This is a genomic window from Methylobacterium sp. HJ2 (assembly GCF_056431005.1).
Genome location: NZ_JBWJYM010000012.1, coordinates 71,074 through 93,717 on the forward strand (window position 1 = coordinate 71,074; position 22,644 = coordinate 93,717).

A 22,644-nucleotide genomic window follows, 5' to 3' on the forward strand; every position below is an offset into this window, starting at 1 on the left:
GTGACCGCTCGGCGCGGGAAGGGCGGTTGGGTGCGGGACGTTCGGGTCGGCGCGCCGGGTCAGCGCGTCTGGCGAACCGCCTGTTTCTTCGCCTCGGCCTCGTCGGGATCGTGGGGCTTGCCGGCCTCCGGATCCTGCGCCGTGCCGTGATCCACCGGCTTCACCTGGATCCCCGCGGTGATCTTCTGGAAGCCCTCGACCACGACGCGCTCGCCCGGCTTGAGGCCGTCGCGGATCAGCCAGTTCTGGCCGACCACGGGACCGGCCTCGACGGGCTGGAGCATGACCTTGTCGTCGGCCTTGACCACCCAGACCTCGGCCTTGCCGTCGGTGGTGCGCTGGATCGCCTGCTGCGGCACCGCGATGGCGTCGGAATCGATGCCCTGCTTGATCCGCGCCCGCACGTACATGCCGGGGAACAGCTCGTCGTTGGGGTTCGGGATCAGCACGCGCAGGGTCACCTGGCCCGTGCTCGGGTCGGCGGTGACGTCGGAGAACAGCAGCCGGCCGGCGAGCGGGTAGAGTCCGCCGTCGTCCATGATCAGGTGGACGTTGGCCGCGTCGTTCTCCAGCTTGGCGAGTTCGCCGCTCGCGAGATCCCGGCGCAGCTTGTTCAACTCGCCGACCGACTGGGTGATGTCGACGTAGATCGGGTCGAGCTGCTGGATCGTGGCGAGCACGCCCGTGGTGCCCTGCTCGATCAGGGTGCCCTCGGTCAGCAATGCCCGGCCGATGCGGCCGGAGATCGGCGCGCGCACGTCGGTCCAGCCGAGGTTGAGCTTGGCCCGGTCGCGCGCGGCCTTCGCCCCCGCGACCTCGGCCTCGGCCTGGCGCTTGCCGGCGTAGGCGGTGTCGTACTGGGCCTGGCTCGCGGTGTTGCGCGCGAGCAGCGTCTCCAGGCGCTCGGCCTGCTGGGTGGCCAGCACCAGGGCCGCCTCCTTGTTGGCGAGGGCCGCCTCGGCGCTCGCCAGATCGACCTCGTAGGGCGCCGGATCGATCTTGTAGAGGACGTCGCCCTCCTTGACCGTGCTGCCCTGCTCGAACAGCCGCTTCACCACGAGACCCGAGACGCGCGAGCGCACCTCGGCGATGCGCGTCGGGGCGACGCGGCCCGGGAGGTCCCGCACGTAGGGAATCGCCTGCGGCGCCACGGTGACGATGCTGACCTCCGGCGGGGGCACGGGCACGGGCGCGGCGGCCTCGCGCTGGTTGCAGGCCGAGAGGGCGACCAGCACGACGCCGAGCGCCGCGGCGGCCGGCCGGCGGGCCGCGCCGCGCAGGCGGGACAGGGGGGAGAACAGCATCACGATCGGGTTCGCTCCTGCGACACGCGTCTTGGGGGGAGGGCCTTCCCTCTTGGGGCGACCGTCCACGTTTTCATCTCGGGAGAATGGCTCCGCCTGCCGATCCGGTCGATCGGCGCGGCGGGGATCGGACCGGGGGCGCGGCGATCCTGCCCCGCCTGCGGGTGCTATGGACCCGGATGGTGGCAGTCCCGCGACGCACGGCGCATGCCGATCGTCAGGACGCGACCGCGCGATCGCCCGTCGGCCTGCCGGGTTCGTTCCTCAGGCGGCGCGGGGCGGGCGCTCGGGCCGCCAGCCGGCGGGCGAGGCCGGGAGCCTGTCGGACAGGGGCTCGAAGCTCCCGCCGTGTTCGGGCCGAAGCGGATCCACCGCGCGCAGCACCATCGTGCGGATGGCGGGGACGGGCTCGTCGGCATCGAGGGTCACCTGCAGCGCGAAGCGCTGCGACGGGCAGGCGGGGTCCGTCACCTGCGCCGCGGCGCAGGGACGCTCCGGCCGGACCGTCGCATCCGCGGTGGCCGGCAGGCCGGCGAGCAGCAGAAGGGACAGGAGGGCGAGCAGGGACAGGATCGCGCCGGAAAGCGCGGATCGGTTGGCACGCGGATGGCGCGGCGACACTGTCTCGGTTCCTCGAAGCACGACCGGAGATTGGGGAGGCTGCGCCGCCGCGCAATCGCCTGCGACATTCTGTCAGTCCAGCGCCGATCCTCGGGTAGCCCCATCCCGGCGGCGCCCGAGGCCGGCGCGACGGTCGCGGACCGAAGCATGCAGGTCATGACGCGCAAGACATGCTGCGGTCTCGCGGCTGACGAGGTCGGGTCGATGCAGCATCTCACGGATGTTGCACGGATCACACAGAGTTCCCGCGATCTGCCGATCACGGAGTTCGAGGCCAGAAGCTGCCGCAATAGCCCGGCTTGTGGCACGCGATGGACGTCACAGGAGGTCATGCATGACGCACCGCATCGCTCGACTTGCCATGAGGACCCGGCTTGCTTTGGGAGCGGGGCTCGCTCTCGCGGCGCTCGGCGCCGGCCCGGCTGCGGCCGGGCCGTTCGACAGCGGCGCGCTGGCCGATTTCATGAATATCTTTCGCAGCCAGGCGATCCCGCGGGAGACGGTGGCCTGGAAGGGCACGGAGAAGCCCGGGACCATCGTGGTCTCCACGAGCCAGCGGCGGCTCTACTACGTGCTGCCCGGTGGCGAGGCGATCCGCTACGGCGTCGGCGTCGGGCGGCAGGGCTTCTCGTGGTCGGGCGTGAAGACCGTGACCATGAAGAAGGAATGGCCGGATTGGCGCCCGCCGTCCCAGATGCTGGCCCGCCGCCCCGACCTGCCGCGCTACATGGCGGGCGGCCAGGACAACCCGCTGGGCGCCCGCGCGCTCTATCTCGGATCGTCGCTCTATCGCATCCACGGCTCGAACGAGCCCGAGACCATGGGCGCGGCCGTTTCCTCCGGCTGCATCCGCATGACCAACAAGGACGTGGTCGACCTCTACGACCGCGCCCGCGTCGGCACCAAGGTGGTCGTGCGGAACTGATCGGTCGGACGGCCCGGGCGGCGGACCGGCCCGCCGCCCGGGCCGGGTCTCGGTCAGTTGTGGCAGGACAGGACGAGCGACGCGCCCGAGATGCTGATGTCGATCCGGCTGTTCTGATTCAGCTGGTTGTCGACGAGGCTGCCGCGCGTCACGACCGCCTGCTGGTTGATGACGTTGATGCCGCTCTGCATGACCTGCACGGTGATGCCGTCGAGATAGGGATTGGCATCGGTGCTGTACTGGAACGACTGGCTCTGCCCCTTCGCCAGGACGAGGCTCCTGGGGGCGACCTCGTTGCCGGGCGTATCGCCCTGGCGCACGTTCAGGACGATCGAGAGATCGTAGTTCGTGTTGTTGGCAAACTGCTTCGTGCCCATGGGCCCTCCCGGAATGCGATGATGCTTTCGGACTGCCGACGCCGATCCGGCGCTCTCTGGGCGCACGACCATCGTCCAGGTTGTTTTATCGATATTTATAAACCTTGTGTAGTCTAAACGGGCCGGTATTCATTATATCAATCATACCGGCGCGCTGGAGCGGTCCGGCGGCGGACGCGCCCGGATCGGCCGTCCGGCCGGCATGGAACGAGCGGATACGACCGGACGCCGCGCCTTGCGGCCACCGGAGCGCCGACGGTTACGCGCAGGTTAATGCGGCCGGGCCGGGCGCCCCGTACGCTCCTCGGGTCTCTGGGGAGAGCGAGCGATGAACAGCGGACCACCGTTAGCGGAGGGCGTCGGCGAAGCGGTCGGCACGGTCCGTCTTCTCGCCGCGCTGCTCCTGTTCGAAGCGGCCTTCCTGCTCGGCCTGATGCTGCTGCTCTGAAGCCTCGGAGAGGGCACCCGCCCGGTCGAAGCGCGGCCGTCGCGGGCGGGTCCGCGCGGCGTGCCAGGTCCTCGTGCCCGTCGCGTCGGGTCGCGTCGCGTCACTTGGGCATGAAGGCCCAGTAATCGAGATCGAGGATCACCGACGGGTCGTAGGCGTCGCCGACCTTGTCGGGATGGTTGCCGCAGGGCTGGTTCTTGGTGGCGACCGTCCGCAGGCGCAGCAGGCCGACATCGTCTCGGCCGACATCGGCGGTATCGAGCACCTCGCTCCAGGCATAGACGGTGTCCCCGGCAAACAGCGGGGCCACGTGGCGCCCGGCATTGATGCCGGCGAGCGCGAAGGCGTTGGCGAGCCCGTTGAAGCTGAGCGCGCGCGCGAGCGAGATGACGTGGCCGCCGTAGATCAAGCGCCGGCCGAAGCGGGTATCCTTGGCGGCGTGATTGTCGAAATGCACCTTGGCGGTGTTCTGGAACAGGCGCGTGGCGATCTGGTGCTCGGCCTCCTCGACGGTCATGCCGTCGACGTGGTCGATGCGCTCGCCCGTCCGGTAGTCGCCGAAGCGGTGCGGGCTGCCGGCGAGGTCGAGATCGTAGGCGCTCCGGTCGAGCCGGGGCAGGGCGCCCGCGAGATCCTGCGGATCGACGACCTTGGCGAGATCCGGCACATGCTCGGCGGCGATCGCCGCCTCGGGGTCGCGCTTGCGCACCAGCACCCAGCGGCAATAGCTCAGCACCGCCCGGCCCTCGGCGTCCGAGCCGACCGAGCGCACGTAGACCACGCCGGTCTGGCGATTCGAGCTCTCCTTCAGGCCGATCACCTCGGAGACGGTGGACAGCGTCTCGCCCAGATAGACCGGCCGGCGGAACCCGCCCTCGGCGTAGCCGAGATTGGCCACGGCGTTGAGGGAGATGTCCGGCACGGTCTTGCCGAACACCACGTGGAAGGTGAGCAGGTCGTCGAGCGGGCTCTGCGGGTAGCCGATGGCCCGGGCGAAGGCGTCCGAGGATTGCACCGCGAAGCGCGGCCCGTAGAGCGCCGTGTAGAGCGCCACGTCGCCCGCCGTGACGGTGCGGGGCGTGGCATGGCGGATGGTCTCGCCGAGGCGGTAATCCTCGAAGAAGCGGCCGGGATTGGTCTTCATGGCGTCCTCGGGGATGGTCGCGGATGGGGAGGCGGGCCGCCGGCGGCGAGCGTCCGATCCGGTCCGCCAGCCCGCTGCCGCCCGCCGCGCGGGGGCGAAGCTCGGCCCTAGCGGGTGTAGACGAGGGTCTGGGGCGGGATGATCTCGTGCAGCAGGCGGCTCACGAACAGCAGCAGCAGGATCAGGATGATCGGCGAGATGTCGACGCCGCCGAGGTTGGGCAGGAGGTTGCGGATCGGCCGCAGCACCGGCTCCGTGACGCGATAGAGCACCTCGCCGATCTGCGCGACGATGGGATTGCGCACGTTCACGACGTTGAAGGCGACCAGCCAGCTCAGCACCGCGCTGGCGATGAGGACGTAGATGAAGAGCTGGACGACGGTATCGAAGAGCCAGAGGAGGGCGTACATGCGCGGCTTCGTGTCCTCGGGTCTGCGCGGCGACGAGCCCCGCATGGGCGGCGCGTCGATGGTGGGAAACGGCAATTGACAGGCTGAGCCGCGCAAGCCTAAAAGGCCGGCGTCCCGGACGGGGCTGTAGCTCAGATGGGAGAGCGCCGCAATCGCACTGCGGAGGTCAGGGGTTCGAATCCCCTCAGCTCCACCACCAACTCTCTGCTGAACATTGGTGCGTGGAACCAAGGGCTTGCGAGGCGAGCCCGGATTGAGACGTCTCGGATCCATCCGTTTCTCGTCCCGGGATCGGGGCGCCTTGTCTACAACGAATTCGCGGCCATCCCGCACGTGGATGGCGTCCTGGCGACGGCCGGACGGCTGTTCGAGGCCGGGTGCGAAGCACAGGCGAACCTGCCGAGGCGCGGCCGATCGGCCCGCTCTGCATCGAGGCTTCGCGGTAACGCCGCCTGCCAAAGCCGGAGGCCGTTGAGGCTCCCGTTTCCGGAGAGAGCCGGCGGCGGTTCCGTCGCCGATCCGCGTCGTCCCGGCAGGGGCACGCCCGGCCGCTGAAGCGGGACCCGCTGATCTCGCTCCGTCACGGACACGAACCACCGCGGCCGACCGACGTCGGCGCCCGGTCCGTCGGAGGCGCCTGCCTGCCGAGGATGCATCACCGGATCGCCCGTTGCTGGACGCGCCGCGACGTGTCGAGGATCAGGCCGTGCAACGCCGATATCCAAACCTCGTCCGCGCCGCCAACACCTGTAGCTTGACAGTGCAGCGCGACCCTAATGACTGAATTGGAGCCGGCGGCGACCCGTTTGCGCTTGCCCGAGCAGGCATTCGGGTTTCTGATGAGGTCGATTCGTGTCCGATCTCGATCCCGCGGGACCCCCTCATGAAGAAGCGCGATGTTCTCGCCCTGGTGCTGATCGCCCTGGGATCATCGGCAAGCCTCCCGGCTCGCGCCTGCGGTGATGGGGAGGCCCCGACCTCCTGCGGCGATGCCGGACCCGAGGCCGGCGCCCGGTGGATGCTGCAGAACGTGGTGAAGGCGGTCACGCGCGACTCGGCAAAGGCCCTGGCCCAGTTCACCAGGGGAGAGGGGGGCTTCCGCACCGCCGATACCTACGTGTTCTGCGTCGGCCCGGACGGCGTCATGAGCGCTCATCCCAATCCGATCCTGCGCGGCCATGATGTCCGCGACCTGCACGACAGGACAGGCAACTACTTCATCCGCACCATGATGCAGGAGGCGAAGCCCGGATCGGTCTCGGTGATCCGCTACCTGTTCCCGAAGCCGGGCAGCACGGTGGAGGAACCCAAGACCACCTACTACACCAAGGCCGGCGATCAGATGTGCGCGGTGGGGATCTACGACGCCGACACCGTCACCCCGAAGGCCGGCACGCCCGAGGCTCGGGTGTCCGCCCTGCGGGCCAAGCTCGACGGCGAGATCTCGGAGACCGCGCGTGCGGACTGGACGGCGTTCCTGGAAGCGTTGAAGGCCCAGGATGAGGCCCATCAGGCCACGGCCCTGCGGGTGCGCGAGAGACTGAAGGCTGCCGCGGCAGCGCTGGAGGAGCCGGAGGCGGCGGGAGGCGCCAATTAGGCGGCCGTTCCCGCGCGTGCTCTGCTGCACGGACGTCGCCGCCCGAATCGTCAGAGATCGACTCTCCGATCCAGTGATCGCGGAACGGGAGCGCCTCATGGCCCTCGTGAGCATCGTGCCGCTGGCAGAGACCGCGGCGTTCACGGCCGGCTGTGCGCTTCTGCGAGCGCGCCGTTTCAATGCCGAACGCATCGGCACGGCGCTCGCGGTGATTGCCGCGTGTCTCGCCTTTCTGCTCCTGCTCGCGCTGACGCCCGACGGCATCGCGGACGATGGTCCGAGCCTCGGGCCGGATGAAATCCGCTGCGTCTGCGAATAGCCGACCCGTCCCGGGTCGACCTTACCGCACGCGACGGCGCGATCCCGGCGCACGGCGTGCCCGGAGGGCCGATCAGCGCGGCCCTGCTCGGCTGCCGGTGCCCCTCGCGGGCCGCCCGCCGCCGACTCCCCCGCAACGACCGGCCCTGCACCCGCGGCGGAGATCCCGCATTCCCGTCCGTGCCCGGGCCGGCCCGATCCGGACGCTGCCGGCGCGCGGATCAGGCGAGCCGGTCGGGGCGCGGCCCGGCGCGCATCCGGCAGCCCGGGACCACGGGTCCGTACATCGTCGGCGCGGCATCACCCCTGTTCGTCGCCCCGGGGCCGGTGCAAGGTCTCGGCCCGTGACGGCCGGCATCGCCGGCCTCGCGCGGCGATGGGGAGACCTGGATGCTGAGCAACCTCGAGATGATCGCCCGTCTCCTGCTGGCCGCGATCCTCAGCGGCCTCATCGGGGTCGAGCGCGAGCGCCTCCTCTGGGCGGCGGGCCTGCGCACCCACATGCTGGTGGGGGTCGGCGCCTGCCTGATCATGATCGTCTCGGCCTTCGGCTTCAGCGACGCGCTCGGCGCGCGGAACGTGGTGCTGGATCCCTCGCGCATCGCCGCCCAGGTCGTCTCAGGGATCGGCTTTCTGGGAGCCGGCACGATCCTGCTGCGCGGCGAAGTGGTGAAGGGCCTGACCACCGCGGCGAGCCTGTGGGCCGTCGCGGCGATCGGGCTCGCGGTGGGGAGCGGGCTCTACGTCGCCGGCATCGCCACCACCGTCATCCTGCTGGCGATCCTGGCCGGGCTGAAGCCCCTGCAGCAGCGCTACCACGACCGGCTGCAGATCCAGCCGCTGCGCGTGCTGGCCGAACCCGGACAGATCTCGTTCGACACCCTGCAGCAGGTGGCCGGGGCACGCGCCGCCCGCGTCCGTCAGTTCGTCGTGCAGCGCGGTTCGGATCCGGACCAGGACGAGGTGCTGATCTCGTTCGCGCGGCTCCCGCGCCAGGCTGTGGCCGCGATCGCGCGCGATCTGCGGGCCCGCCCCGGTGTGATCAGCGTCGAGGACGTCGAAGGCCAGATCTAGGGGGCCAGCTCCGGGGGCTCTGCGCGGAGGCGGATGCCGCCCGGGCGGGAGACGGCTCCTGGCACGGATTGCGATCGTCCCGCTCGCCCTGGCCATCGGCTGGGGCGGAGGGGCCCTCGCCGGCCGGGACAAGCCGGAAGCGGATCGGATGCCGGCCGATCAGCTCAGGCAGGGCGCCGCTGCGCGGTCTCGGTCAGCCACGCGCAGAAGGCGCGGACGGCCGGATCGTCGGCGCGGGGCTCGGGGACGTAGGTGAAGTAGCTGCGCGCCGGCAGCGAGGGGCCCGCGAAGGGGCGCGTCAGGCGCCCGGCCGCGACATCGTCGGCGATCAGCCGCTCCGGCCCCATCGCGACGCCGAGCCCGTCCAGCGCCGCCTGCAGCGTCAGGTAGAAATGCTCCAGCGTGACCGATGCCTGCGGCTCGAGATCCGGGACGCCGGCCGCCTGAAGCCAGTGCGGCCAGACCTGCGGCAGCGTCGCCGCGTGCAGCAGCGTGTGGGCCTGCAGCTGCGCCGGCTCGGCGAGGGGCAGGCGCCTCAGCAGGGCCGGGCTGCACACGGGGATCCGCCCCTCGGACAGGAACGGCCGCCCGATATGGCCCGGCCGGACCTCGGGACCGCCGCGAATGGCCACGTCGAACGGCTCGACGATGCCGGCCAGGGGAACGTTCGAGGTCGTCAGCCGGACCTCGACGGACGGATTCGACACCTGGAAGCCGGACAGGCGCGGAATCAGCCAGCGCAGGGTGAACGTCGCCAGCGCGTTCACGCGGAGCAGGCGCGGCCGGCCACGCTCCACCTGACGGGTCGTCGCCAGGGCGATGCGGTCCAGGGCCGCGCCGATCTCGGCGAGGTAGCTCGTGCCGGCCTCGGTCAGGACCACGCGCCGGTTGTGCCGCTCGAACAGCGGCTGGCCCAGCCACGCCTCGAGCGTCTGCACGTGGCGGCTCACCGCCCCATGGGTGACGCGCAGTTCCGCGGCGGCCCGCGTGAAGCTCGCGTGGCGCCCGGCGGCCTCGAAGGCCTTCAGGGCGTTGAGCGGGGGCAGGCGGCGCAGCACGTGTCAGGTTTCCTCACGCGAGCGTCAGCATAAGGCGTTTGTCAGGTTCGTGCGAGCGCGCGATCCTCGGCGCCGACACCAGCCCCGGACACATCATGCCGCCCGCGTCGGATCCGACCGCCTCGCTCGAAGTTACGCCCGCCGCCGATGCGGGACGGACGTTGGTGGCCACCGGCATCAACCACGCCCTGCACGACGGCTACACCGACCTGATCTACGTGCTGCTGCCGGTCTGGCAGGAGGAGTTCGGGCTCGGCTACGCGGCCCTCGCGCTGCTGCGCAGCCTCTACAACGGGGCGCTCGCCGCCCTGCAGATGCCGGCGAGCCGTCTCGCGCAGCGCCTCGGCGCCCGCGCCGTGCTGCTGCTCGGCACGCTGCTGAGCGCGGGCGGCTACGCGCTCGCCGGCGCCTCGGGCGGATTGGTCGGCCTCTGCGTCGCTCTGACCCTCGGCGGGATCGGCAGCAGCACGCAGCACCCCCTGGCCTCGGCGGTGATCGCGCGGGCCTACGGGCAGTCCGCGCGCGGCCCCCTGGGCACCTACAACTTCACCGGGGACATCGGGAAGGCGAGCGTCCCGCCCCTCGTCGGCTTCCTGCTGACGTGGACGGACTGGCGCTCGGCGCTCTGGCTCGTCGCCGGCCTCGGCGGCGCGGTCGCGGTCGCGGTCGCCGGGCTCCTGCCGCGCGACCGGGCCGCGCGGCGCGGGACGCCGCCTCCGGCGCCGCGGGCGCCAGCGCCGGAGAGCGCCGCCGAGCCAAGGCGAACCGGCTTCCGGCTGCTCGTGGCGATCGGCATGCTCGACAACGCCGCACGCCCGGCTTTCCTGATCTACCTGCCGTTCCTGCTGCAGGAGAAGGGGGCGGCCCTGAGCACCGTGGGCCTCGCGCTCGCGCTGGCCTTCGTCGGCGGCGCGCTGGGCAAGGCGGTCTGCGGGCGGCTCGGAGAGCGGTTCGGCGTCACCCGGACGGTTCTCCTGACCGAGAGCGGAACGGCCATGGCGATCCTGGCCGTCGTCGCCCTGCCGCTCCTGCCGGCGCTTCTCGTCCTGCCCGTGCTGGGCGTGATGCTGAACGGCACGTCCTCCGTGCTGTACGGCACGGTGCCGGACCTCGCGCCCGACGGCCGGGTCGAGCGCGCCTTCGCGCTGTTCTACACCTGGACCCTCGGCGGGAGCGCGCTCGCGACGCCCCTTCTCTACGGCCGCTTGGGCGACGCGGTCGGGCCGAGCTGGGCGGCCGCCGCCGCCGCGGCCACCGCGCTCGCCGCGGTGCCGGTCATGCTCGCCCTCTCCCGGCACCTGCCTGCACCGCGGGCGGGTGCCTGATCACCGGACCGGCGATCTGCGACCCGGAGGCTTGGCGCGGATCCGCGTAGACGGGCGCACCGCGACGCCGTCCCACCGAAATCGTCGTCGAGCGTCGGGACAGCTGTGGAGCACGCCCGTTAACGCTTGATTTACCTAAAATTCAGTAACACCTTTTAACTGATCGTAAATATGGTAGTCCTTGCCTCACAGAAATGCGGGGTTTTGCTGATGAGCGCCTTCTCAACTCAGATCGGCTCCAAGCTCCGGTTCGAGCTCGACAGCTTCGGACTCTACGTGGTCGCCGGAGAACGTGAGTTCTTCTGGCAATTCGGCCTCGGGTTGAAGAACTTCGCCCTCTGCGCCTTGCGTGATCGCGAGATGGTCGCGCTCTCCTGATCAGGTCCGCGCAGCCCGGGCGCGCGCCAGCGCCGCCGGCGCCCCGGCCCCGCGACCGGTCGATGCCACCGCGGCGAACCGGGAGCGCTCCCGGGTCGGGATCGCCTCAGCGGGCCTCGCTGACGCGCCGGGTCGCACGCTGCTCCTGCTTGTAGGCAGTGATCGAGGCGGAGCAGGCCGGGGAGAGCTTCTTCATGTTGGCCTTGAAGCAGGCCTCCACTTCCGGGCCGCCCGGAGGGTGCTCGCTGCACAATTCCATGTAGTCGCCGGTGCAGGACCGCTTGAGGGCCTCCCGCGCCGGGGAAGCCTGCTGCGCGAGGGCCGCGGCCGGGACGAGAGTCAGGCCGAGGGCGAGGAACGCCGCCTTGCTCGGGGTCATGGTAACTCCTGGGTTTCGATCTCGCCCGGCTACACGGGGCGAGCAGACGCGGGGCGCATGGCCCGGAACGGTGGCGTCACCATGACCGAGCCGCGGTCATGGTGCGTCCGCGCACCTGCGATACGGGCGCCGATCCGCACCCGCCACCACCCAGATTCGCCGCGGCCGGCGCTCAGGCGCGAGCCGGGTCGCCGCGTCCGAGGAGGCGACGCAGCGTCCGCCCGACCTTGGCTCTGTCCGAGGTGGCGAGCGCGTCGATCCAGCGCTCGGTCTCCGGCTTCCAGCGCAGGATGGCCCGATCCTCGCAATCGTTGCGGTCCCAGAGGGCGAGGAGGTTCTCCCGCTCGTAATCGGCCCAACTGTACCCGCGCCTCAGCTTCCTGTCCCATTCCGCCCTGGATTTCACGACGTCGTGGGTGACCTGGGCGACGTCGAAATTCGCGGCCGCGATCGGGATCGTCCAGTCGTTCTCGACCACCGCGCTGCGGTAGGGTCTCGTCATGCGCGCACCTGACTTGCCCGGCCCGTCCCGGCCGCTCTTGGTGCGGGGACGAGATAACCCGCGCGCGGTGCGCAGAAAGCCGGCAAGACCGCTTCTCAGTCCGGCTCCGGGCAGGCGTCGCCGGCGCCGGATGGATCCGCGCCGTGCGGGCGGGGAGGACGGGCGCCGGCGAGGGCTTCGCGAGGCGGCCGGCGCTACGCGTCACGACGACCGACGACCGCCTCACCGGCCGCCGCCTCGACCGGCCCGGGCCGGGCCGCCAGCCAGCGATCCAGGGTCGCGTAGAGGGCGGACCGGTCGAAGGGCTTGCCGACGTGGTCGTCCATGCCGGCGGCGCGGAACTCGCGCACCTGCTCCGGCAGGACGTTGGCCGTCATGGCGATGATCGGCACATCCGCGCCCGGCCCGGTCAGGCGCCGGATCATCCGGGTCGCGGTGAGCCCGTCCATGCCGGGCATCTGCACGTCCATCAGCACGAGGTCGTAGGCGGTCTCCACCACGGCGACGATCGCCGCGGCGCCGTCGCCGACCACGTCGACCCGGTGGCCGGCCGCCTCCAGCACCGCACGGGCAAGTTCCTGGTTGATCGCCACGTCCTCCACCAGGAGCAGGCGACCGCGACGGGCAGGAGCGGCCGCCACCGCGGGTGCGAGCGGATCGGCGAGCGGGACGCGGGGCAGGGTGAGGCTGAACCAGAAGCTCGCGCCGAGCCCCTCCCGCGACTGCACCCCGATCTCGCCGTCCATCAGCTCGACCAGCCGCCTGCAGATCGCGAGGCCGAGGCCGGTGCCGCCGAAATCGCGCTGGATCGAGCCGTCCACCTGGCTGAAGCGCTGGAACAGGCGGGAGTGCTTGTCGGCCGGGATGCCGATGCCGGTATCGACCACGGTGAAGCGCAGCGTCTGTCCGGCCGCATCGGTGCGCTCGACCCGGACCGACAGGGTCACCGTCCCGGTTCGGGTGAACTTGATGGCGTTGTTGAGCAGGTTGAGCAGGATCTGCTGCAGGCGCGCGGCATCGCCGAGCAGGCCCGGCGCGAGGGCCGGGTCGATCCGGCTCCGCAGCGCGAGCCCCTTCGCCGTCGCCGTGCCCCGGACAATCGAGAGGCAGCTGTCGAGCAGCGCCTGGGCGGCGAAGGGCTTCCGCTCGAGCTCGATCGCCCCAGCCTCGACCTTGGAGAAGTCGAGGATGTCGTCGACCACCGTGAGCAGCGCCGAGCCCGAGATGCGCACGAGCTCGGCCTGATGCTGCAGGTCGGGCGGCAGGCGGCCCGAGCTCGCCATCATCTCGGTGAAGCCGATGATGGCGTTGAGAGGGGTGCGGATCTCGTGGCTCATGGTGGCCAGGAAGTCCGTCTTGGCCGCGCTCGCCCGCTCGGCCGCGAGCTTGGCGGCCTCCGCATCGCGGGTGCGCGCCTCCACGCGCTCGCTGAGCGTGGCGTTCAGCTCGCGCAGGGCCGCCTCGCTGGCGCGCAGGGCCCGCTCCGACCCGTCGCGGGCGGTGTCGTCACGCAGGGTCAGCACCGCGCCGACTTGGCGGCCGTCGCGGCCGAGCAGCGGACCGGCATTGCCGATCGCCAGAATCTCGGTGCCGTCCGGGCGCCGCACCCGCCAGCGCGCGTCCCGCACGGTCTCGCCCCGCACCGCGCGCGCGAGCGGCAGGTCGTGCGGCGGATACGGCTCCCCCGCCGTCGTGAAGAGGTGGTAGGTGTCGCTGTAGGCGTCAGGCGCCACCTCAAGGCGGCCGACGCCGTGGAGCGCGGCGGCGGCGGCGTTGACGAGGGTGATCCGGCCCGACGCGTCGGTCACGATCACGCCCTCGGCGAGCTGGGCCAGGATGGCGTCGTGGGTCGCGTCGAGCACCTCGCGATAGCGCGCCTCGCTCGCGGCCAGGGCCGCCTCCGCCCATCGGCGCTCGCGGGCGAGGGTCTCGCTCAACCGCAGCGTCTCGTGCAGGCGAAGGTGCGCCATCACGATCTCGGCGAGGTCCCGCAGCCGCCCTGCCTCCTCGGCCGAGAAGCCGCGCGGCCGCGTGTCGATGAGGCAGAGCGTGCCCACGCGGATACCCGGCCGCAGCACCAGCGGCGCCCCCGCGTAGAACCGGATCCCCGGGGGACCGGTCACCAGGGGATTGTCGGCGAAGCGCTCGTCCAGGACGGCATCCTCGACGACGAGGATCGCGTCCGAGAGGATGGCGTGGGCGCAGAACGAGACCGCGCGCGACGTTCTGTCGAGATCCAGCCCGCACCGGGCCTTGAACCACTGCTCGTGCTCCTCGACGAGCGATACCAGCGTGATCGGCACGCGGAACAGGGCCTGCGCGGTGCGGCAGACGGCATCGAAATGGGGCTCCGCCGCGGTGCCGACCAGCGCCAGCGCGCGCAGCGCGGCGAGGCGGTCGGCTTCGGTGCGCGGCAGGGTCTGCATGAGCGCCGTCTCGCTGGAGGAGAGGGTTCGGGCAGGGCGGTGGAATGCGCGCGCCCTCTGGCCGGCCCGGTCGAATCCGGACCGAAGCCTCTCTCGCACGCCGCCGCGCGCGGGATCAAATGCGCGTCGCCATCGCGGGCGGGGCGGCCAATGGATCCGGGACGCGGCCGAGGCCCGCCTCCCCACGGCCGCCCGGTTCGACCGGGACTCGACGGAAAGTCCCCCGCTCGGCTGCAGCCTCGTCATCCGGGTCGGCCGCCGCTCCGGCGCGGCGCGATTCCCGAGCGCATCGCGACCCGGTACAGGACAGGCCGGCCCGCTGCGCGGTCGATCCCACCCGATCAGCCGAGATGCCGGATTACGACGGCGACGCCGGCGGACGGAGTCGCGGCGCGGAGCGTTGCGGCGGGGAACCGGTTCGGGCCCGAGGTCCCGGACGGGTTCTCGGCGGCCGTCCCCGGCCGGAACCCTGAGGGCCGGAATGAGGAGCTTCGCATGAACGGCCCGATCGCCTTTCTCAGCCGCCTGGATGACGGGGAGCAGGCGCGCTATCGCTCCGCTCTCGCGCTGGCGATGCCGGACGAGGCAATCGTCCCGCTCGCACGCCTGACGCGGGCAGAGCGCGCCGGCGTCGAGATCGCGATCGTCGCCGATCCGGATCCGGCCGAGCTGGCCCTGCTGCCGAACCTCGTGCTCGTGCAGAGCCTGTGGGCCGGCGTCGACCGCCTCGTGGCCGAGCTCGGTCCGGGCGGACCGCCGATCGCCCGCCTGATCGATCCCGAGCTGGCGCGGACGATGGCCGAAGCGGTTCTGGCATGGACCTACTACCTGCACCGCGACATGCCGGCCTATCGGCGCCAGCAGGCGGCGGGCCTGTGGCGCCAGCTGCCCTACCGGCCACCCGGCGCCGTCACCGTGGGCCTCCTCGGCCTGGGCGCCCTCGGCTCGGCGGCAGCCGTCCGCCTCGCCGGAGCCGGCTTCCCGGTCGCCGCCTGGACCCGCTCGCGGACGCACCCGGACATCGAGACGCTCTCGGGGGAAGCGGGACTTCTGCGCCTGCTGTCCGCGAGCGACATCGTCGTCTGCCTGCTCCCGCTGACCGGCCGGACGCGCGGCCTTCTGGACGCACGGCGCCTCGCGGCGGCGAAGCCGGGAGCCGGCCTGCTCAATTTCGCCCGGGGCCCGATCGTGGTGACGGAGGACCTCATCGGCGCGCTGGATGCCGGCACCCTCTCGCACGCCGTCCTCGACGTGTTCGACACGGAACCGCTCCCGGCGGAATCGCCGCTGTGGCGCCATCCCGGCATCACGATCCTCCCGCACGTGACCGGCCCGACGACGCCGGGCACGGCCGCCGCCGTCGTCGCCGAAATCGTGCGGACCTATCGCCGAACCGGCCTGCTGCCGGAGACCGTCGAGCGCGAGCGCGGGTACTGATCAGGCCTCGCGAGGAGCGTCGGGCGGAGCCCGTCGGGTCGCGCGGACGCGGGACCTGAGCCGAGCCGGGCTCGGCCGCAATCGGGCCGCCGGCCGCTCCGGGATCGTTTCAGGCGCGGCGAGCCCGGACAGCGCAGGTCAGGACCAAGCGGAGCGAGGCATCCCGGAGCGCAAGGCGGGCCGCGCCGGACCCGCGCTCCGCCTTGCGCAAGCCGCGCAGGCGAGGTCTCAATCGACCGGCCGCGGCATCGCGGCCGGGACGGGAGCCGCTGCGTGAAGGTCTACCACCATGCCGACCAGGGTCTGCATCGCCCGCTGACCTACTTCTCGCGCGGGCGGATGCGCGCGCCGCAGGAGGTGCCCGAGCGGGAGCAGGCGCTGCTCGCCGCGGTGCGGGACCTCGGCTTCGCCGTGGAGGCGCCCCCCGATGCCGGGGCCGCCCCGATCCTCGAGGTGCACGGGTTCGACTATCTCCGCTTCCTCGAGGCGGCGCATGCCGACTGGACGGCGCTCGGCGAGGATTGGGGCACGGAGGTCGTCTCCACCATCTTCGTGCGCGAGCCCAACGCCCTGCGGGGCGTGCTGGCGCGGGCGGCGCGCTATCTCGCCGACGGCAGCGCGCCGATCGGGCCCCACACCTTCCGGGCCGCCTACGCCTCGGCGCAATGCGCGATCGCCGGGGCGGACGCGCTGTCGGGCGGCGCCCGCGAGGCCTACGCCCTCTGCCGGCCGCCCGGCCATCATGCCCGCGCCGAGGCGGCGGGCGGCTTCTGCTACCTCAACAACGCGGCCATCGCGGCCGAGCGCCTGCGCGCCCATCACGGCCGCGTCGCGATCCTCGACACCGACATGCACCACGGGCAGGGGATCCAGGAGATCTTCTACGCGCGCCGGGACGTCCTCTACGTCTCGATTCACGGCGACCCGACGAACTTCTACCCCGTCGTCGCGGGCCATGCGGACGAGCGCGGGACGGGGGAGGGGGCGGGCTACAATCTGAACCTGCCGATGCCGCACGGCGCGAGCGAGGCGGTGTTCTTCGACCGGCTCGGGCAGGCGTTGCGCACCCTCGACCTCTACCGGCCCGACGCCCTCGTGCTGGCGCTCGGCTTCGACATCTTCGCGGGCGACCCCCAGGCCAAGGTCTCGGTCGGCGCCGAGGGCTTCCGCCGGCTCGGTGCCGCGATCGGCCGGTTCGGCGCGCCCACCCTGATCGTCCAGGAGGGCGGCTACTGTCTGGAGGCGCTGGGCGATCTGGCGCGGCGCTTCTTCGAGGGCTTCGCGGCGAGCCGCCCCTGACCCGGCCCGGTCGCGCCCCGCCTCAGCCGCCTTCGGCGGCGAGACCCTGGGCGGCGAGACCCTCGGCGGCGAGACCCTCGGCGGTGAAGGTCTCGGCGGTGAGGAAATCGAAGTCGCAGCCCTGCGGCGCCTGGGTGACGCTGCGCCGGTAGAGCGCCTTGTAGCCCCGACCCGGCGCGGGCGGGGGCCGGAAGCCGGCCAGGCGCCGGGCGATCTCGTCGGGCTCCACCAGGAGGTCGATACGCTTGTCGCGGATCGAGAGGCGGATGCGGTCGCCGTCGCGCACCGCCGCGAGCGGGCCGCCGACCGCGGCCTCCGGCGCCACGTGCAGCACGATCGCCCCGAAGGCGGTGCCCGACATCCGCGCGTCCGAGATCCGCACCATGTCCTTCACCCCCGCCTGCGCCAGCTTCCGGGGGATCGGCAGGTAGCCCGCCTCCGGCATGCCCGCCGCGTGCGGGCCGGCATTCTGCAGGACCAGGATGTCGCCCTCCGCGACGTCGAGATCCGGGTCGTCGATGCGGGCGGAGAGGTCCTCCAGCCCCGTGAACACCACCGCGCGGCCCTCGCTCTCGAACAGCGCGGGCGTCGCCGCGGCGCGCTTGAAGATCGCACCGTCCGGCGCGAGGCTCCCGCCGAGCGCCACCAGGCCACCGACCGGCGAGACGGGATCGTCGAAGGCGCGGATCACCCGGCGGTCGATCCAGCCCGCCGGCTCGTCCAGGCGCTCGGCCAGCGTCCGGCCCTCGACATCCAGGGTGTCGAGGTGGAGGAGCGGGCGCAGCTCCCGCAGCAGCGCGCCCATGCCGCCGGCGGCGTGGAAATCCTCCATGTAGCCCTCGCCGACCGGCTTCAGATCGACCAGCACCGGCGTCTCGTCCGAGATCTGGTTGAAGCGCGCGTAGGGAATGCGGATGCCGAGGCGGCCCGCGATGGCGGTGAGATGCACGATGGCGTTGGTGGAGCCCGACAGCGCCATCAGCACCCGGATGGCGTTCTCGATCGATTTCCGGGTGATCACCTGGGAGGGCCGGATCTGCGTCCCGATCAGGCGGACGGCGGCGCGCCCGGTCTCCTCGGCGGCGACGAGGCGGTCGGAATGGACGGCCGGGATCGCGGCGGTGCCCGGCAGCGACAGGCCGAGCGCCTCACTGAGGCAGGCCATGGTCGAGGCGGTGCCCATCACCGCGCAGGTGCCGGCGGTGACGGAGAGCCGGCCCTCGACCTCGGCGATCTCGTCCGCGTCGAACGTCCCGGCCCGGTACTTCGCCCAGAAGCCCCGGCAATCGGTGCAGGCGCCGAGCCGCTGGCCGCGGTGGCGGCCCGTGGACATCGGCCCGGTGACGAGCTGGATCGCGGGCAGGTCGGCGGAGGCCGCGCCCATGAGCTGGGCCGGCACGGTCTTGTCGCAGCCGCCGATCAGCACCACCGCGTCCATGGGCTGGGCCCCGATCATCTCCTCGGTGTCCATGGCCATGAGGTTGCGGTACATCATGCTGGTCGGGTTGAGGAACACCTCGCCCAGCGACACCGTGGGGAAGGGCCGGGGCAGGGCGCCCGCCGCCAGCACCCCGCGCGAGACCGCCTCGACCAGCTCCGGCATGGAGCGGTGGCAGTTGTTGAAGCCCGAGGGCGTCATGGCGATGCCGACCACGGGCTTGCTCAAGAGGCCCGGCGAGATCCCCATGGAGCGGGCGAAGGAGCGGCGCAGGAAGCGCGCGAAGTCGCGGTCGCCGTAATTGGTCAGCCCCCGGTCGAGGCCGTGCGGATCGTCGGTCATGGCTGGATTCCCGGTTGGCGCCGGCCGCCCGCGGCCGCACGGAGGGGCTGACTGGCAGAGGATCGAGTGCGCGGCACCGGCATCACGCGCCGCTCGGCACCCAGACGCGGCCGTCGAACAGCCGGCGCGCGGTGCGGTAGAACGAGCCCGTCCGTGCGATCCAGGCGTCCTCGGAGGCCGCGACGTCGGCGCCGACCGTGAGGATGCCGGACGGCATGCCGAGGCGCACCGGCCCCTCCCCGGGGGCGCCGAGCGCGTCGGCGACCACCGTGCCGGGGATGCGGGCGGCGACGGCGGTGCAGAGCGAGACCGTGAGCGGCAGGGCCCGGTGGGGCTGGCCGTTGGAGATGACGCGCGCCGTGAGATCGATCGCGGCGGCCGCGATGGTCTCGCCCGTGAGGGTCCGAGCCTCCGCGGGCGGGGCGACGAAGGCCACGAACGGCACCATGCGGATGGCGCGGGCGGCCTCGGCGTCGGCCGCGAGCCCCATGCGGAGCGAGCCCGCGACGCGGATCGCCTCGAGCAGGCGCAGGAGCTCGGGCCGTGCCTCGATGGCGTCGGGCAATTCGGTGCCGGCGAGCCCGATGTCGCGGGCCCGCACGAACACCGTGGCGTTGGCCGCATCGACCAGGGAGGCCTCGATCGTCCCGAAGCCCGGCACCTCCAGCCGGTCCAGCGCCTGCCCGCTCGGCAGCAGCCGGCCCGTGGTCGCCCCGCCGGGCTCCAGGAAGTCGAGGCGGACCGGCGCGCCGGAGCCGGCGACCCCCGGGATCACTAGGTCGCCGTCGTAGCGGGCCCGGCCCTCGGCGAGCGGGAAGGTGGCGTGGATGATCTTGGCGGTGTTGGTGTTGTGGATGCGGATCGTGGCCTCCGCCCCCTCCGCGCGGACGAGCCCCTCGTCGACCGCGAAGGGGCCGATTGCGGCGCTCATGTTCCCGCAATTGCCTGCGTAGTCGACCGCGGCCTCGCGGATCTGCACCTGGGCGAAGGTGTAGTCGATGTCGGCGTCGTCCCGCGTCGCGGGGGCGAGGATGCAGACCTTCGAGAGCGACGACACGCCCCCGCCCATGCCGTCGAGCTGGCGGCCGTAGGGGTCGGGCGTGCCCATCGCGGCGGTGAAGAGCGCGTCGCGGCCGGCCCGGTCGGCCGGCAGGTCGCGGGCGTGGAACAGGATCGCCTTGCTGGTGCCGCCGCGCATGAACACGGCCGGGATCGCGCGCTGCATGGTTCGAGCCTCCTGGGCCCGGACGGTGCCCGCGACGGGACGCCCGGACTGGCCGTCCTCTATGAATCCCAACCGGCAGCCGAGGCAATGCCGCGCCGGCCGGGCAGCGTCCAGGCGCGCGGACCGGTCCGGAGAGCAGGCGTCGTCGCGCGTGACGAGCCCGGATGCCGACGGCGCAGCGCCGCCGCCCTGCGCGGCTCCGGTGGCGCGGGGCCGGTCTCGGCGTACGGTCCGGTGGGCTACCGGCACGCCGTCGGGGAGGTGGTGCCGACGGCGCTGCCGGCCTTCGGCACCGGCCCGAGCGTCCTGACGGCGGGCATCCCGATCGCCCGGGGCGCGCTGGTGGCCGAGGCCGGTCTCGACCTGCGGGTGTCGGCCGACGCCGCGCCGGGCGTCGCCTATACGGACCAGGCCGGCGACCGGACCCAGGACCATGCGGTCACGGGCACCTTCACCTGCCGGTTCTGAGACGCCGCCCGCCTCCGAGAACGCATCCGGCGGCGCGTTACGAAGGCGCGGGGGCGCGACGGAGCGATTGCGCCGCGCCCCTGATTTTCGCGCGCAACCTTCTCTCGCTGGGAAGGTTGCGGTACGGGAAGCCATGCCAAGACGCGTCTCCTATCGGATCGCGGACAGGCCCGACGGCCTGTTCGACGTCATCGCCACGATCGAGCCGGGCAAGGATTTCCGACGCGAGGGCCTCGCCTCGCGCGCCGAGGTCGATGCCTGGATCGAGGGCCTCAGGATGCTGATGGCCGCCATCGGTGCTCCCGTCTCGCAGGACGAGACCGCCCGGACGGGCGCGGCCGGCGACGATCCGGCCGAGGAGACCTCGCAGCCGGCGCACGACGACGCCCTCTCGCGCGCGGCACCCAAGGGCCAGGACTGATCCCAGCCCTCCGGCCTCGCGCAGGAGACGCCCGCGCCCTTCGGGCCGCCGCGCCTGGAGCGCCGCGCGATCCGTGCGCGGCGGCGAGGGCGCTCGCCCGGGCGCGGCGACGACGGCGCGCGGCTTCGGGGCCGGCGATCGCGAGCAATCGTCGGTGGCGCGATCGTCCCGGCAGGTCCTGACGCAGCTCAAACGGGCAAAAGCAACGTTCCTCGTCTGGAGGTTGCATTCAGATGCAGTTTAAGCGGACATCTCCGAGATGATCCGGCACCGAAATACCTGTCTGCAGGATAGAAATAAACTGATGATTAGCTTCTTTGATGCAACTTCGCGTGGAAGACACTGAATCATATCCGCACAGGAGACCGCCTCTGGTGCCGACGCCATGATTGTCCTTCCCAGACCGGGCCGGCCCGCATCCGGGCCGCCCTCTTGGCCCGTGCCCCACCGCGTCGTGGGTCGTGCGCCGCGCACCGCGCCGACCAGGTCGTCCCTGCCTCGCCGCTCCTGCCCGCATCCCGCGTGACGGTCGGCAGACCGCACGGAACCCGGACCGACGCTTATGGACGCCCTTCTCATCGACGACAGCCGAACCATGCAGATGCGGATGCGCACGCTGCTCGAAGAGTTTCGTGACGTCACGGTCGCGAGCCATACCAGCCCGGCCGCGGCCCTCATCGAGGCGCAGACGCGGGCCTTCGACCTCGTCCTGGTCGACTACCACATGCCGGAGATCGACGGGGTCGCCTTCGTCGAGCGGCTGCGCACCATGCCGCACTACGCCCAGGTCCCGGTCGCGATGATCACGAGCGAGGATTCCGACGCGATCCGCCTCGCGGCCCTCAAGGCGGGAACGACGGACTTCATCGACAAGCGCCTGCGGCCGATCGAGCTCGGGGTCCGGCTGAACAACCTGGTCCAGCTCGCCAGCGCCGTGAGCCGGCTCGCGGAGCAGGCGGCCTGGCTCGACGGGCAGGTCGAGGCGGCGGTGCGCCACATGCGGGAGCGGGAGGAGGAGATGATCTTCCGGCTCTCGCTCGCCGTCGAGTACCGGGACACCGACACCGGCGACCACACTTGGCGGGTGGCGCGCTACAGCCAGCTGATGGCCCTGGCGCTCGATCTCGCGCCCGATTTCTGTGAGCGACTCTACCTCGCCGCGCCGCTCCACGACGTCGGCAAGGTCGCGATCCCGGACGGCATCCTGCTGAAGCCCGGAAAGCTCGAGCCGGAGGAGTTCGCCCTGGTCAAGACCCACACGGAGATCGGCCGCCGCGTGCTCAGCGGCAGCGCCTCGCCGCTGATCCGGCTGGCGGCCGAGATCGCGGAATCGCACCACGAGCGCTGGGACGGCACCGGCTATCCCAAGGGCTTGGCGGGCGAGGCCATCCCGCTGGCGGCCCGGATCGTGGCGGTGGCCGACGTGTTCGACGCGCTGACGACGCAGCGCCCCTACAAGGAGGCCATGTCGCTGGAGGCGGCCCTGGCCTGCATCCGGGCGGAGAGCGGGGCCCATTTCGATCCGGCCTGCGTCGCGGCGTTCGAGGCCTGCTGGCCGAAGATCGTGGCTGCGGGCCGGTCGATCGAGCATGCCGGGCGGAAGGAGATCGCGGGCGAGATCCAGCCCTGGGCCCGGGTCCCGGCCCTGCTCCGGGAAATCGCGGCGGATACGGCCGCGCACCCCAGGGCCTGGGCGCCGCGGGTCTGAGCGGCGCCGGGCGGCACGGC

General features: G+C 72.1%; 22 protein-coding genes and 1 tRNA gene. 12 read left to right on the forward strand and 11 right to left on the reverse strand.

Annotated features, from left to right (window positions below; all coding sequences use genetic code 11):
• Positions 1 to 59 precede the first annotated feature (59 nt).
• Complete coding sequence (locus tag ACS5RC_RS23740) at positions 60 to 1,304, reverse strand: efflux RND transporter periplasmic adaptor subunit (protein ID WP_478346390.1); 1,245 nt, start codon at positions 1,302 to 1,304, stop codon at positions 60 to 62.
• Positions 1,305 to 1,568: 264 nt separating this feature from the next.
• Entirely contained in the window at positions 1,569 to 1,925 is a 357-nt protein-coding gene (locus ACS5RC_RS23745) for a hypothetical protein (RefSeq protein ID WP_478346391.1), read from the reverse strand.
• Positions 1,926 to 2,259: 334 nt separating this feature from the next.
• Here ACS5RC_RS23745 and ACS5RC_RS23750 point away from each other — a divergent pair, with 334 nt between their 5' ends.
• Entirely contained in the window at positions 2,260 to 2,850 is a 591-nt protein-coding gene (locus tag ACS5RC_RS23750) for a L,D-transpeptidase (RefSeq protein WP_478346392.1), read from the forward strand.
• A gap of 53 nt (positions 2,851 to 2,903) precedes the next feature.
• On the opposite strand, the gene ACS5RC_RS23755 is transcribed toward ACS5RC_RS23750, so the two are convergent.
• The 3 genes from ACS5RC_RS23755 to ACS5RC_RS23765 all read right to left on the reverse strand — a co-directional run bounded on the left by ACS5RC_RS23755 (position 2,904) and on the right by ACS5RC_RS23765 (position 5,229).
• Positions 2,904 to 3,227 carry a hypothetical protein gene (locus ACS5RC_RS23755; protein ID WP_478346393.1) on the reverse strand — a complete coding sequence of 108 codons (324 nt, stop codon included), beginning with the start codon at positions 3,225 to 3,227 and terminating at the stop codon, positions 2,904 to 2,906.
• Positions 3,228 to 3,775: 548 nt separating this feature from the next.
• Positions 3,776 to 4,819 carry a MaoC family dehydratase gene (locus tag ACS5RC_RS23760; protein ID WP_478346394.1) on the reverse strand — a complete coding sequence of 348 codons (1,044 nt, stop codon included), beginning with the start codon at positions 4,817 to 4,819 and terminating at the stop codon, positions 3,776 to 3,778.
• 107 nt (positions 4,820 to 4,926) lie between these two features.
• Positions 4,927 to 5,229, reverse strand: a complete 303-nt coding sequence (locus ACS5RC_RS23765) for a YggT family protein (RefSeq protein WP_478346395.1) — start codon at positions 5,227 to 5,229, stop codon at positions 4,927 to 4,929.
• Between the two features lie 120 nt (positions 5,230 to 5,349).
• Between ACS5RC_RS23765 and ACS5RC_RS23770 the strand changes: the two genes are divergently transcribed.
• The 4 genes from ACS5RC_RS23770 (at position 5,350) to ACS5RC_RS23785 (ending at position 8,218) form a co-directional block, all read left to right on the forward strand.
• A tRNA-Ala gene (locus ACS5RC_RS23770) sits at positions 5,350 to 5,425 on the forward strand.
• A 687-nt stretch (positions 5,426 to 6,112) separates the two neighbouring features.
• Complete coding sequence (locus ACS5RC_RS23775) at positions 6,113 to 6,826, forward strand: cache domain-containing protein (protein WP_478346396.1); 714 nt, start codon at positions 6,113 to 6,115, stop codon at positions 6,824 to 6,826.
• A gap of 97 nt (positions 6,827 to 6,923) precedes the next feature.
• Positions 6,924 to 7,145, forward strand: a complete 222-nt coding sequence (locus ACS5RC_RS23780) for a hypothetical protein (protein WP_478346397.1) — start codon at positions 6,924 to 6,926, stop codon at positions 7,143 to 7,145.
• Positions 7,146 to 7,534: 389 nt separating this feature from the next.
• The gene (locus tag ACS5RC_RS23785; protein WP_478346398.1) at positions 7,535 to 8,218 is read left to right on the forward strand and encodes an MgtC/SapB family protein; all 684 of its coding nucleotides are present in this window, start codon (positions 7,535 to 7,537) and stop codon (positions 8,216 to 8,218) included.
• Between the two features lie 164 nt (positions 8,219 to 8,382).
• Here the strand turns inward: ACS5RC_RS23785 and gcvA are convergent, their stop codons facing one another.
• Positions 8,383 to 9,276, reverse strand: coding sequence for a transcriptional regulator GcvA (gcvA, locus tag ACS5RC_RS23790; protein WP_478346399.1), 894 nt, complete (start codon positions 9,274 to 9,276; stop codon positions 8,383 to 8,385).
• A 95-nt stretch (positions 9,277 to 9,371) separates the two neighbouring features.
• Here gcvA and ACS5RC_RS23795 point away from each other — a divergent pair, with 95 nt between their 5' ends.
• Entirely contained in the window at positions 9,372 to 10,601 is a 1,230-nt protein-coding gene (locus ACS5RC_RS23795; protein WP_478346400.1) for an MFS transporter, read from the forward strand.
• A gap of 210 nt (positions 10,602 to 10,811) precedes the next feature.
• Positions 10,812 to 10,979, forward strand: a complete 168-nt coding sequence (locus tag ACS5RC_RS23800) for a hypothetical protein (RefSeq protein ID WP_478346401.1) — start codon at positions 10,812 to 10,814, stop codon at positions 10,977 to 10,979.
• A 106-nt stretch (positions 10,980 to 11,085) separates the two neighbouring features.
• On the opposite strand, the gene ACS5RC_RS23805 is transcribed toward ACS5RC_RS23800, so the two are convergent.
• The 3 genes from ACS5RC_RS23805 to ACS5RC_RS23815 all read right to left on the reverse strand — a co-directional run bounded on the left by ACS5RC_RS23805 (position 11,086) and on the right by ACS5RC_RS23815 (position 14,286).
• Positions 11,086 to 11,358, reverse strand: coding sequence for a hypothetical protein (locus ACS5RC_RS23805; RefSeq protein ID WP_478346402.1), 273 nt, complete (start codon positions 11,356 to 11,358; stop codon positions 11,086 to 11,088).
• A gap of 172 nt (positions 11,359 to 11,530) precedes the next feature.
• Positions 11,531 to 11,860 carry a hypothetical protein gene (locus ACS5RC_RS23810; RefSeq protein WP_478346403.1) on the reverse strand — a complete coding sequence of 110 codons (330 nt, stop codon included), beginning with the start codon at positions 11,858 to 11,860 and terminating at the stop codon, positions 11,531 to 11,533.
• A 194-nt stretch (positions 11,861 to 12,054) separates the two neighbouring features.
• Positions 12,055 to 14,286 (reverse strand): ATP-binding protein, encoded by a 2,232-nt coding sequence (locus ACS5RC_RS23815; RefSeq protein ID WP_478346404.1) that lies wholly within the window; start codon positions 14,284 to 14,286, stop codon positions 12,055 to 12,057.
• 495 nt (positions 14,287 to 14,781) lie between these two features.
• Between ACS5RC_RS23815 and ACS5RC_RS23820 the strand changes: the two genes are divergently transcribed.
• Together ACS5RC_RS23820 and ACS5RC_RS23825 are read left to right on the forward strand one after the other, a co-directional pair.
• A complete protein-coding gene (locus ACS5RC_RS23820) occupies positions 14,782 to 15,723 on the forward strand; it encodes a 2-hydroxyacid dehydrogenase (RefSeq protein WP_478346405.1) in 942 nt (313 codons plus the stop codon).
• A 273-nt stretch (positions 15,724 to 15,996) separates the two neighbouring features.
• Positions 15,997 to 17,022 (forward strand): histone deacetylase family protein, encoded by a 1,026-nt coding sequence (locus tag ACS5RC_RS23825; protein WP_478346406.1) that lies wholly within the window; start codon positions 15,997 to 15,999, stop codon positions 17,020 to 17,022.
• Positions 17,023 to 17,044: 22 nt separating this feature from the next.
• On the opposite strand, the gene ACS5RC_RS23830 is transcribed toward ACS5RC_RS23825, so the two are convergent.
• Both ACS5RC_RS23830 and ACS5RC_RS23835 read right to left on the reverse strand, forming a co-directional pair.
• Positions 17,045 to 18,802 (reverse strand): dihydroxy-acid dehydratase, encoded by a 1,758-nt coding sequence (locus tag ACS5RC_RS23830; protein WP_478346407.1) that lies wholly within the window; start codon positions 18,800 to 18,802, stop codon positions 17,045 to 17,047.
• 82 nt (positions 18,803 to 18,884) lie between these two features.
• Positions 18,885 to 20,027 (reverse strand): PrpF domain-containing protein, encoded by a 1,143-nt coding sequence (locus ACS5RC_RS23835; protein ID WP_478346408.1) that lies wholly within the window; start codon positions 20,025 to 20,027, stop codon positions 18,885 to 18,887.
• Positions 20,028 to 20,114: 87 nt separating this feature from the next.
• On the opposite strand from ACS5RC_RS23835, the gene ACS5RC_RS23840 reads away from it, so the two are divergent.
• The 3 genes from ACS5RC_RS23840 (at position 20,115) to ACS5RC_RS23850 (ending at position 22,624) form a co-directional block, all read left to right on the forward strand.
• Positions 20,115 to 20,495, forward strand: coding sequence for a hypothetical protein (locus ACS5RC_RS23840; RefSeq protein ID WP_478346409.1), 381 nt, complete (start codon positions 20,115 to 20,117; stop codon positions 20,493 to 20,495).
• A 133-nt stretch (positions 20,496 to 20,628) separates the two neighbouring features.
• The gene (locus ACS5RC_RS23845) at positions 20,629 to 20,916 is read left to right on the forward strand and encodes a hypothetical protein (RefSeq protein WP_478346410.1); all 288 of its coding nucleotides are present in this window, start codon (positions 20,629 to 20,631) and stop codon (positions 20,914 to 20,916) included.
• Between the two features lie 562 nt (positions 20,917 to 21,478).
• A complete protein-coding gene (locus ACS5RC_RS23850) occupies positions 21,479 to 22,624 on the forward strand; it encodes an HD-GYP domain-containing protein (protein ID WP_478346411.1) in 1,146 nt (381 codons plus the stop codon).
• The last annotated feature ends 20 nt before the right edge of the window (positions 22,625 to 22,644 follow it).